The organism is Treponema sp. R80B11-R83G3 (assembly GCF_054786115.1).
Window position 1 is genome coordinate 28,644 of the sequence record NZ_BDHF01000005.1, and the last position, 12,421, is coordinate 41,064.

Genomic DNA, 12,421 nt, shown 5'->3' on the forward strand with positions numbered 1-12,421 from the left:
GGAAGGTTGTCTTACTTACCGGCTTTCTACATAGAGGTAAACTTCTTAGTCTTCTGTTCGTAATAACCAACTTGTTTATCTTCTAATTTTAAACTATCATCAAACAAATGACCGAATTCATACATCTCCACGTTCATTCCGACTATTCGCTGGCGGACGCGTCAGTTTCCGTAATGTCTCTGGCGGACAGGGCGGAAGAATTGGGGATGACTCATCTTGCGCTTACGGATCACGGGAATATGTTCGGCGCGATGGATTTTATCGCCGCCTGCGGTCATAAAAAACGAAAAAAACCCGTAAAACCGATAATCGGCTGCGAGGTCTATGTTTCTCCCGGCTCGCGCCATGAAAAAAAAGGTTCCGAAAACGAAAATAAATATTACCACCTTGTCCTTCTTGCCTATAACCGCGCGGGTTATTTTAATCTTGTAAAATTATGTTCTTTCGCGTACACGGAAGGTTTCTATTACAGGCCTCGGATAGACGAAGAACTTTTATCTATTTACCACGAAGGACTTATCGCGCTCTCCGCCTGCGCTTCCGGTGAAATTCCGCGCCTTATTCAGGCGGGTAAAACGGATGAGGCTGAAAAAAAGGCTGTTTATTACCGCGATCTTTTCGGCAAGGATGCCGATGGGAACCCCAATTTTTATCTTGAGATACAGGATCACGGCATTCCGTCGGGAAGCTTAAGGGGCGGCGATTTGTCTCAAAAAGATATTAACGAGGCGGTTGTCGATATTTCAAAAAAAACCGATATTCCGCTTGTCGCTACAAACGACGTTCATTATCTTGATAAGGACGATTATATTTCGCATGACGTTCTTCTTTGCATTGGAACGGGAAAGACGCGCACTGAAGAAAAGCGGAAAAAATATTACGGGAATCAGTTTTATTTTAAAACCGGGGATGAAATGGCCGAAATTTTCGCCGATTATCCGCAGGCGGTTGAAAACACGGTAAAGATCGCGCAGAGGTGTAACGCGGACGTACCAAAAATAGAGACTAAGGATTTGCCGCAGTATTTGCCTGAGTTTAAAATCCCCGAAGGTTTTAAAGAACCAAGCGAGTATTTAAGGCACCTGACTGGCGAAGGGCTTGAAAAGCGTTATGCGAAAGTAAAAGAAAATGATTTAAATAAATGGGAAAGCATAAAAAAGCGGGCGGAGTATGAGCTTGATACGATAATAAACATGGGGTATACGGGATATTTTTTGATTGTCGCTGATTTTATAAATTACGCGAAAGAGCAAAATATTCCCGTAGGACCGGGACGCGGTTCCGGGGCGGGATCTATTGTCGCTTATTCCCTGCGCATTACCGACATTGAACCTTTAAAATACGGCCTTATTTTTGAACGCTTTTTAAATCCTGACCGCATATCAATGCCCGACTTTGACATTGATTTCGCCAATGAAGGGCGCGAGGATGTAATAAATTATGTTACGCGCAAATACAGCAAAGAAAGGGTGGCGCAGATAATCACATTTGGGACATTGGGCGCGAAAGCGGTAATTAAGGACGTGGCAAGAGTATTGGGAATATCAATATCCGAATCGGAAATGATTACAAAACTTATCTCTTCCGACCCTGAAATTAAATTAAACAAAGCGAAAGAAGAAGAGCCGCGCCTTAAGGAACTGGAAAGCGATCCCCGTTTTACGGAATTATTCGCCATTGCGTATAAATTGGAAGGCCTTAACCGCCATTCAAGCATACACGCCGCCGGTATCGTTATCGGAAAAAAACCGCTGATTGAATTGGTGCCTCTCTATCAGGAACGTGAGGAAAAAGGCGGCAATATAGCCACGCAGTACAGCATGGACTTTCTTGAAGGATGCGGCCTTGTAAAAATGGATTTTCTCGGCCTAAAAAACCTTGATATTATCAAACACACGCAAGAGTTAATAAGGCGGCGCGGCGGCAAATATTCAAGTTTTAATGTTGAAGATATTCCCGAAGATGACAAAAAAACTTTTAAAATGTTAGGTGAAGGAAAAAGCCACGCTGTTTTCCAGTTTGCTTCCGATGGAATGCAAAATATCCTAAGACAGACAAAACCTGCGTCCATAGAAGATTTAACGGCCTTAAACGCCATGTACCGGCCTGGACCCATGCAGAATATTCAGCGCTTTGTGGATTCCAAAAACGGCAAAACACAAATCACATATCCCGATCCTAGCCTTGCGGGGATTCTTAAAGAAACCTACGGCGTTATTGTTTATCAGGAACAAGTTATGGAGGTGGCAAGAATAATAGCCGGTTACAGCATGGGGAAAGCCGATCTTCTTCGCCGCGCCATGGGAAAAAAGAAAAAAGAAATTATTGATGAAGAAAAAATACCGTTTCTGGAAGGCGCGGCGAAACAGGGATACTCCGCGCAGAGGGCGGGGGCGATTTACGATATGCTTGTCCCTTTCGCCGGTTATGGTTTTAATAAAAGCCACGCCGCCGCGTATTCGGTATTGGCGTATCAAACCGCCTATCTTAAAGCAAATTTCCCGGCGGAATACATGGCGGCGACATTGATAGTCGAAATAAAAAGCACCGACAGGCTTTTATACACCATTGTTGAAACCCGTAAAATGGGAATAAGCGTCGATCCTCCCAATATAAATTATTCCGATAAACTTTTTACGGTAGTGGACGGCAGGATTGTATACGGTTTTCTGGGGATTAAAGGCGTAGGCGACGCACCGGCGGATGAAATTATGCGCGGCAGGAAAAACGGCCATTATAAAAATTTTATGGATTTCTTGGACAGGGTAGATATAAAAGCCGTAAGCAAAAAAGTTATTGAACTTCTTATTAATACCGGAGCTTTTGATGATTTTAAAATTTCGCGCGAGACGCTTGCAGGTAATATGGAAAAAGCTATTGAATACGCGCAAAAAAGAAAAGAAGACAAACAGCTTGGACAGTCAAACCTGTTTGGAGATTCAAACGAAGCCGGCATGCCCGATTTTAAATTTACGGAATTTCCGCCTGTAAGCCACGCTGAAAGATTAAATCAGGAAAAACAGTTAATAGGTTTTTATTTCTCGGGCCATCCGTTAGATGAATACAAGGAAATATGGCAGGATGTCGTAAACGTAAATCTTGGACAGGTTGACACTTATAAAACAGGAAATTGCGTTCTTGTGGGATTAATTAAAAATATAAAACCAATAAATACCGCAAAAGGCGGCAAAATGGCCTTTGCAACTCTTGAAGATTACAACGGCGAGATAGAAGTCACATTTTTTTCAGGCCCGTGGGAAAGGTGTCAGAATATTATCAAAGACGATTCTGTCGTCATCTTAAAAGGGAAAATTGATTATCAAAAAGATAAAGACAGGTACAGTTTTCTGGCAGATGGCGTTATAAGCAAACAGGAAGTGCCGTCAGTCTTAAAAGAAGTTAAAGAATTGGACGAAAAAAATAAATTGCATAAAAACACATGGCTTTACATGGCGGATTTAAAAAGCTCGTATATCTTGCAGGCGAAAAAAGGAAATTACACGGTTATAGGTTTCTTAAAATCGATAAGGGATTTTAAAGATAAAAAAGGAAACGACATGGCGTTCGGGACATTACAGGATTTTGAAGGCGAAATTGACCTTGTGTTTTTTTCCAAAGTATACGCCGAGTGCAGACATCTGCTTAAACTTGATGAGATGATCGCTTTAAAGGGAAGCATAGATCCGGAAAACGAATTAAAACAGGGAAAGGTAAGCTTTAAAGTTTCAAGCATGGCTGATTTGCCTTTTTTAAGCCGTACCGCCGCAAAAAAAGCAGCCGCCAATGAAAAACTGCCCGCGCCTGATCTTTTAAAAAATACCGAAAAACATATTGACGAGATACACATAAGACTGCATAAAGGCGCGTCGGATAATAAAGATGAAATGCTGGAGTTACGCGATTATCTTGCGGAAAATTCCGGTTTAAATGTTATTTTTATACACATTCCCGTTAATAGTGAGGAAAAAATAATACGCGCCGCGTCCGGCCTTGATATGTCAGGTAACGGATATGTGATGGAAGGCTTAAAACAGTGTAAATGCGTTGCGGAAGCATGGAGGAAATAATGCGCTTTATTTTTGGAATTTTGGCTGGAATAACCGGTATTTATTCAATAATTATTTTTATACGAATAATTTTTTCATGGTTTGGGAACATGGTCAGCGGAAAACCCGTAGAAATAATAAATAAAATTACAGACCCGTACCTTGACTGGTGGAGGCAAAAATTACGCTTAACCATAGGCACTTTTGATTTTTCGGTAATTCCCGCGATTGTATTTCTTTCTTTTATTCAGAATATATTTCGCATTCTTTCAGTAGCGGAAAGAATAACTATCGGGCTTATTCTTGCGCAAATATTATTGTCAATATGGAATATTTTTTCTATTATTATAGGATTTTTTATTATCGTAATTATCATCCGCCTTATAGGTTATTTTATTAACAGCAATATATACAGCCCTTTCTGGAGCATTATTGATTCCGTAACACAGCCGCTTTTATATAGAATGAACAGAATATTTTTTGGCAAAAAAATTGGAGGTTACTTAAAAGGAATAATTTTATCATTATTACTTTTAATTCTAATACTCGCCGGCGGAAAGTTTATTGTATTTTTTCTTTCCGGTATTCTTTATAAATTGCCGATATAATGTTTTTACGTTCTTTATCCGTGCCTGTAAACACGATAAACGGGGTAGGCTCTTCCTTTGCGCAAAAACTTGCGCGGCTTGGAATACGCACAGCCGCAGACCTTCTTCTTCACTATCCGCGCGATTGGGAAAATCGCGTGAAAATTGTCCCGTTAAAAGCGTATCAAAGCGGTAAAGTTTGCACGGTTGTTACCGTTTTTGCGCGGAAATGGATCGGTTACGGCGGAATGAGAATATTAAAAATTTATATAGAAGACGAAAACACTCAGGCGGCGCTTGTATGTTTTAACCGCCCAAGGCTTGACAAACTGCTTATTACAGGTCAAAAATATATGATTTGTGGCAGTTTTAAATATAAATACGGCGAATTGCAGTCAAGCTCTTTTGAAGTAGAGCCTGCGTCTAAAGGGAAGAATTTTGGAAAAATACTGCCTGTTTATCCGCTGACGGCGGGCATTATTCAAGATAAAATGCGGGATTTTATATCTTGCGCTATAAATAAATATGTTAAAGATTTGGAAAACGAGCTTCCAAACGCGATAATAGAAAAAGAAAATCTTTTAACAAAGGCGCAGGCGTTAAAAGAGATACATTTTCCAACTTCCGCAGATATGCTTGAAAGGGCTAAAAAAACGCTCATTTATGAAGAGCTTTTTTACATGGAAGTTATGGTTGCCCGCAGGGCGATAGACAGGAGAAGCAAAATAAAAATTGAGTTGGCAAACGATAAAAACAAAAATGAAAATATTTCGCTTTTACAAAAGAGGCTTATAGAAAGGCTTTCTTTTTCTTTAACGGATGGGCAAAAAAACGCCGTTATGGAAATAAACAGGGATATGTCATCTAACATTCCAATGGCGCGTCTTTTGCAGGGTGATGTCGGATGCGGGAAAACTTTAGTGTCTTTTTTAGCGGCGTTACGCGCCATTGAAGACAATGGGCAGGCGGCGATTATGGCCCCCACGGAATTGCTCGCCCGCCAGCACGCTGAAAACGCTGCGCGTCTTTTGGAGCCGCTTGGAGTAAGCATTGCGTTTCTTACGGGAAATATAAAAGCGCAAGGACGCAAAGAATTGCTAAAAAACCTTGCAGTTGGAAATATTGATATTATAGCGGGGACGCATGCCCTTTTTTCAAAAGATGTCGAGTATAGAAACTTAAAACTTGTCGTTATAGACGAACAGCATCGTTTTGGCGTAACGCAGCGTTCTCTTATAATGGCAAAAGGAGAGCAGCCCGGCCTATTGATGATGAGCGCCACTCCCATTCCGCGTACATTGGCGTTGACTGTTTTCGGCGATATGGACGTTACCGTGATAAAAGACATGCCTGTTGGAAGAAAGCCCATTATTACACATCTTGCGAAACAGTCAAATGAACAAAAGGTTTATGATTTTGTCCGCAAAGAGATGGAGAAGGGCAGGCAGGCTTATTTTGTCTACCCGTTAATCGAGGGCGGCGAGGAAATAAAAGACGCAGTCTCTATGGCGCAAAGGCTTCAGGATGAAGTTTTCCCAAAATATAAAACGGCTCTTATTCATTCCAAACTGCCTGAAGAAGAAAAAAAACGGATAATGGACAATTTTAGAAAAGGAGAAATAAAAATACTTGCCGCGACCAGCGTTGTAGAAGTTGGGGTAGACGTGCCGAACGCCGCGTGCATGGTTATCGAACACGCCGAGCGTTTCGGTTTGTCGGCGCTTCATCAATTACGCGGGCGCGTAGGAAGGGGAGAGGAGCAGTCGTATTGTTTTCTTGTTTTTTCAGACGACCTTACGCCAGAGGGCAAGACCCGCTTAAAAGTGATGTTGGAAAATAACGACGGCTTTGTAATAGCGGAAGAAGATTTAAAATTAAGAGGTCCCGGACAAATAGCGGGGACTGAGCAATCGGGTTACTTGTTCTTAGGCATTGCCGACCCAATCCGCGATATGGAAATTTTAGAAAGAGCCAGAAACGACGTGTTTTCAATCTTAGAAAACGATCCCGATCTGTTACTGGAAAACAACCGCGTAATCGCGAGGGTACTGGAACAAGCGCCGCCGTTTGGTGAAGTTGCTCTGTAGATTTAGATGAAGAATTTTACCACGAACCACACGAACACCACGAACTTTTTGCACACATCTTGTCGTTGTTCGTGTGGTTCGTGGTAGAATTTCTTGTAATATAAATTTAAAACCGTTTAGCCGCCAGCGCCTGCAATTCCTTAGTAGGTTCAACCATTTTGGAAATAGTCGAAGGCAGATGCAAAATAGCCGCCCAGCAGATGCGCTCGTAATCTTCGCGTTTTAGGCGTTTGTGGTTTACGTGGACAAGAAAATCCGGGTAAATATTGCGCAGGGCGGCTTCAAGGCAAACTTGAATATACTCGTTATCTTTCAGGAAATTGTCCCTGACATATTTAATCGAGCTTGGTTTTTCGTACATCGCCGCCATGCAGTAACTGTAATAAACCGAACTGTTAATTGACTCAAAGAAATTCAACGCCCGCAGTTTTTTTACGGTGAGGCGGTGTCCCTGGTCTCCGCATGTGAATTCGATTTGTTGGCCTTTCTTGCTTAACTCGGCCAGTTTTTGTTTTATGGCTGCTATATCCTGCTGTTTGATAAAATTTTGTTCAATATTTAAAACGGCAAGTTTAGGCAGGGTAAATATGCTGTTGGGAAGTTTTTCGAGCATATTGTCGTAAATCTGAAGTCCTGTCAAGTTCTTAAGGTTGCCGACTTTTTCGTCTATTACGGAAATTCCCGTACTGCCTATTTCCAGCGTCGTAAGATTATTTAAGAGGAACAGTGACGGCGGAAGTTTCCTCACAAAATTTCCGGCAAATGAAAAAGAACGAAGTTCGCTATAATTGCCGAATATGTCAGGCAATTCATATATATTAAATTCACTGCCAAAAATATCAAGTTTTTCAAGTTTTTTTAAATCCTTTATCGAATCAAAAACTTTTCCCTCTATCTTTAAATGCCTAAGTTCCAGCACTTTAAGACTGGTAAGTTTTGAAAGATTATTTGGTTTTTTAATCGTAAAACCGAAAAGCGTAAGAGATTCAAATTGAGGGCATGATGAAAGTATTTGCGCCGTCCTCTCAAAATCCAGGATTTTATAGTTTTTATAAATAATATCAACAATGGTCACTTTTTTTAACGCCTGATGATTCATAAAAGAATCAGGCAAAGTTAGAGCAGCCCCGCTCTCATATTTTATTGACAATTTCAACTCTTCAAGTTTAGTTAATTTTTTTAAATCCTTTATAAACGCCGCCGAAGAATAAATGTCGAGCGTAAGGATTTTTAGTTCGCTTAATGACGCTATATCTTCGGGAAAATTCCATTTCTCGTTAATCCTAATGTGCAATTTTTCCAGCTTTTGCGCTTTGGCAAGACCTGACGGTATTTTAGGAAGTTCCCTGCAACAGCAGGAGAAAACGCGCAAGTTTGGCAGGGAAAAAATAAATTCGGGAATTGAGGTAATTTTAGTATGCGAAACATTCAGTTCTTCCAGCTTCGCGCACTCCTTTAAAATATCGGGGATTTCAGTAAGGGCAGGCTGGTTTTTCAGGCTGATTTTTTTAACTGTATCTTTTACCTTGGAAATATGCTCGATAATTTCGTTCATGTCCTTGCACTGCACGCCTTCGGACATGATGCCTAAGGTGGGGTCTTCTTCTTTCCAGTGAAGGTCTAATTCTTCAAGCGGTGATAAAGCCATATATATATTAAACCATTATATTGGCAAATCGTCAATGTTATATTACAGTAAAAATACGGGGGATTATATGGTAGAGCTTTTTAACGGTGGAGCGTTCTTAATAGAAGGAAAAGAAATAATTAACGATGACGGGGATGCGGCGGCTAAATTGACGCGGCGCGGCGTAGACGCGTCAAAAGAGCGGGCGAGGAAGGGGACGATTTCATACGGTATTTTATCCGCGCATAATGGCGGCGATGATATTAATCTGCGCCTTAAATTTGATTCCCTTACTTCCCATGACATTACTTATGTGGGGATAATTCAGACCGCGCGAGCAAGCGGGATGGAACGTTTTCCAATGCCCTACGTGCTGACTAACTGCCACAACAGCCTGTGCGCGGTCGGGGGAACTATTAATCAGGATGATCATGTATTCGCGCTTTCCGCCGCGCAAAAATACGGCGGTATATATGTGCCGCCACACCTTGCAGTCATTCACAGTTACAACCGCGAAATGATGGCAGGTTGCGGCAAAATGATTCTTGGCTCTGACAGCCATACCCGTTACGGCGCATTGGGGACTATGGCGGTCGGCGAAGGCGGCGGAGAGCTTGCAAAACAGCTTGTCGGCAGAACTTACGATATGCCGTCCCCTCCCATAATAGGGATTTACCTTGAAGGAGAGACGGAGAGGGGAGTCGGCCCTCAGGACGTGGCGCTTGCGATTATCGGGGCGGTTTTTAAAAACGGTTATGTAAAAAACAAGGCGCTTGAATTTATCGGAGACGGCGTTGATAAAATGACAATTGATTTCCGCAACGGGATTGACGTGATGACTACGGAGACCGCCTGCTGGTCGTCAATTTGGAAAACAGACGACAAGGTAAAAACATATCTTAAAGAGCGGGGCAGGGGAGACGATTACAAAGAGCTAAAACCCGCAGTCGTCGCCTATTATGACGGTTTTATCAAGATTGATTTGTCAAAAATAGAGCCGCAAATCGCTCTTCCGTTCCATCCAAGTAACGTATACGCTATTAGAGAACTGCAAAAAAACGCAAAAGATATTTTTGCTAAAATAGAAGAAGAAAACAAAGAGACAGGCCTTAATCTGAATCTTAGCGTTAAATGCCATGACGGAGGAGTGTGGGCTGATCAGGCGATAATAGCAGGCTGTTCAGGAGGGATTTTTTCCAACATAATGGCGGCGGCGGACATTATTAAAGGACGCTCGACAGGAAAAAGCAATTTTTCCATGAGCGTGTATCCCGAAAGCCAGCCTACGTATCTTGAACTGGTGAAAAACGGCGCGGTGGAAATGTTTATGAAAGCGGGAGTCCTAGTGCGCGAAGCTTTCTGCGGCCCGTGTTTCGGCGCGGGAGACACTCCGGCAAATAACGAGCTTTCAATCCGCCACGTTACGCGCAATTTCCCCAACCGCGAAGGCTCCAAGCCAAATGACGGGCAAATCGCGTCTGTCGCCCTTATGGACGCGAGATCAATTGCAGTGACTGCGATAAATGGCGGAAAAATTACCGCAGCGACTGACATTGACGTAAAATACGGCAAATACAAGTTCTTTTTTGACAAGGGCATTTACGACAAACGCGTGTACAACGGCGTGGGAAACCCAAAACCGCAGACGGAATTAAAGTTTGGCCCCAATATCAAAGATTGGCCAAAAATGCCCGCGCTTCCTGAAAACCTCTTATTAAAAGTGGTAAGTTTTATTACCGATTCCGTTACCACTACCGACGAGCTTATCCCCTCAGGAGAAACTTCATCGTACCGTTCAAATCCGCTAAAGCTGGCAGAATTCACTCTAAGCAGAAAAGCCCCGAATTATGTTCGCCGGGCAAAAGAAGCGCAAACCCTTGAAGAGCAAAGGAGTAACGGAAAAGCGGACGGCGAACTGGAAAAAGTACTGAAAAAAATCCAGGCAATTGAAGGCTTATCAAGCGTCGGGCTTTCCGAAATGGGCATAGCAAGCGCTATTTTTGCCCGCAAGCCCGGAGACGGCTCCGCAAGAGAGCAAGCCGCTTCCTGCCAGCGCGTACTGGGAGGCGGCGCGAATTTCGCGCTTGAGTACGCGACAAAAAGGTACAGATCAAACTTAATAAACTGGGGAATACTTCCCTTCCTTATTACCGATGAAACTTCTTTCTCAAACGGCGATTATATTTTCTTCCCGAAAATCAAGTCCGCCGTTCAAGATAAAAAAGAGGCAATCACAGGCTACGTGTTAGGTGAAACCGTCAAAGAGATAAAAACCGCTTTAGGCGGACTTACGGACGCAGAGAGGCAAATACTGACAGACGGCTGTTTAATTAATTATTACGGGAAAAAATGATGTTATTCCTTATTGCCAATCCATTTCCTGAACAACAGTGAAACGCCGTAACCGCCAAAAATGGCGAAAAAACGATCTACAATATTTATAGGAATGCGTGAAAGAATGGCGGCTGCCAAAAGCGGCACATTGTTCCATAAAAGGCCAAGTTTGAAAGTATCTTCGGGAGAAACGCTCCTCGGCACTTGATTCGCGCTAAGGGTAAAATCAATGATGCCGCCCGTGATACTGACGGCAATACAATCAAGAGCTACAAGCCCAAGAAGCAACGGGGCAATGTAAACAAACGATTGCAGCGAAGGTTTTTGAAGAAAAATTTCCTCTCTCTTTTTTATTTTAATATGGAAAAAATAAACCAAAAGCATTTCAACAATTACGCATATATAAAAAAGATAACCTACCTTGGGAAAAATATTACCCAAAATATATCCGTATAAAACAAAAGAAATACAGAAGCACGTAAACGCGCCGGTCAGAAAGCCGGCGAATAGGCCTGCGCTGAAACACATGGCTATAGTAAAAACTGTATCCAGATATAAAGGGAGCCTTGCCACATTGATAACAAAATGCGAAAGCGCCGCATTACACGCGGCGGACGCTATACAGAGAACAATAATTTTCACGAGTTGAACTCTCTTCATAAATACCTTATCATGCAATAAATGCGGTTCTTATTCAAGTGTGATAAATCGCCTCATTTATCACGCAAGCTCTTAACAGTAATAACCGCCGTAATTTTACTTGCAGCAAGTTTACTTGTAGCAAGTTTACTTGCAAGTTGCGGCGAAATCCCCTCTCAACAGCCTATTTCTACTATTTCCGAAAAATGGCTTGCCATAAAAAAAGAATTTATCAACCCCACAGCCGGACTTGAAAACCGTATAGACGATTTCCGCCTTACCTTTAATAATTTTTTTTCCTCTTCGGTTGGCTCACTGTATCAGACGCACCGCCCCCAAGGGATACAATACCTTGAGGTCGTCAATTCAGCCGCAGACCGCCTTAAAACCGCCATACAAAACAACGACAATCAGGCGCTCTATTTGACGGCGGCGGAAATAGACGCAAGCCTTGACAGTTTACTGCGCATAGATAAAAGCCTGTCCAATGCCGTACAACGGAATTCTTTTTTTCTTTTTTTGTTCTTTTCCCTGTTGGTCATAACCATTATTCTTATTTTAGTGGCGCAGTACGCAAAGATTGAAAGGACGGAAAACAGAGAAAGGCAAAGCATTGCTTTTTCGCGGGAAACCATAAAAGCGCAGGAACAGGAACGTTCCCGTATAGCCCGTGAATTGCACGATACTGTCGCGCATGACATATTACAGCTTTCGATTAGGACTGAAATTATGAATAAAGAAGCTGATACGGCAAAGCGCAACCTCCTCTGCGATGAGGTTGTCAGCGGGCAAAGGGAAATAATGAAGCGGATTAGAGACATCTGCGAAAACCTTATCCCTCCCGATTTCCAGCGCCGCCGTTTGGGGGATGCGTTACAATCCCTTTGCTATAATTTCTGGCGGCGAACCAATATTGAATGTCAGATAAAAATACAGAAAGATTTTCCTTTCACAAACCGAAGCCCATATATTCCCTGCCGCGGCAGTCGGCTATAGCGCGAGAACGCCTCTGACGGTTACCGTAACCAACACGGGCAATCAGGCGACAGGAGCGCTTACGATTGGGCTGACAGGAGCAAATCCGACAAGTTTCACGCTGTC

Annotated in this window: 7 protein-coding genes; 5 read left to right on the forward strand and 2 right to left on the reverse strand. The window is 42.6% G+C overall.

Annotation, left to right across the window (positions count from 1 at the left end):
* The first annotated feature begins 107 nt into the window (after positions 1-107).
* The 3 genes from dnaE to recG are packed head-to-tail and all read left to right on the forward strand — an operon-like array spanning position 108 to position 6,720.
* Entirely contained in the window at positions 108-4,067 is a 3,960-nt protein-coding gene (gene dnaE / locus ACYVRH_RS01515) for a DNA polymerase III subunit alpha (RefSeq protein WP_461255164.1), read from the forward strand.
* Positions 4,067-4,654, forward strand: a complete 588-nt coding sequence (locus ACYVRH_RS01520; protein ID WP_461255165.1) for a YggT family protein — start codon at positions 4,067-4,069, stop codon at positions 4,652-4,654. Before dnaE ends, ACYVRH_RS01520 begins: the two co-directional genes overlap by 1 nt.
* Positions 4,654-6,720: an ATP-dependent DNA helicase RecG gene (gene recG / locus ACYVRH_RS01525; RefSeq protein ID WP_461255166.1), complete on the forward strand. Its 2,067-nt coding sequence runs from the start codon at positions 4,654-4,656 to the stop codon at positions 6,718-6,720. The genes ACYVRH_RS01520 and recG overlap by 1 nt, the downstream gene beginning before the upstream one ends.
* Positions 6,721-6,826: 106 nt before the next feature.
* Here recG and ACYVRH_RS01530 read toward each other — a convergent pair whose 3' ends face one another.
* Positions 6,827-8,368, reverse strand: a complete 1,542-nt coding sequence (locus ACYVRH_RS01530) for a leucine-rich repeat domain-containing protein (RefSeq protein WP_461255167.1) — start codon at positions 8,366-8,368, stop codon at positions 6,827-6,829.
* Positions 8,369-8,435: 67 nt separating this feature from the next.
* On the opposite strand from ACYVRH_RS01530, the gene ACYVRH_RS01535 reads away from it, so the two are divergent.
* Positions 8,436-10,700: a hydratase gene (locus ACYVRH_RS01535; RefSeq protein WP_461255168.1), complete on the forward strand. Its 2,265-nt coding sequence runs from the start codon at positions 8,436-8,438 to the stop codon at positions 10,698-10,700.
* A 2-nt stretch (positions 10,701-10,702) separates the two neighbouring features.
* Here the strand turns inward: ACYVRH_RS01535 and ACYVRH_RS01540 are convergent, their stop codons facing one another.
* The gene (locus tag ACYVRH_RS01540; protein ID WP_461255169.1) at positions 10,703-11,341 is read right to left on the reverse strand and encodes a hypothetical protein; all 639 of its coding nucleotides are present in this window, start codon (positions 11,339-11,341) and stop codon (positions 10,703-10,705) included.
* Between the two features lie 21 nt (positions 11,342-11,362).
* Here ACYVRH_RS01540 and ACYVRH_RS01545 point away from each other — a divergent pair, with 21 nt between their 5' ends.
* A complete protein-coding gene (locus ACYVRH_RS01545; RefSeq protein WP_461255170.1) occupies positions 11,363-12,316 on the forward strand; it encodes a sensor histidine kinase in 954 nt (317 codons plus the stop codon).
* Positions 12,317-12,421 lie beyond the last annotated feature (105 nt).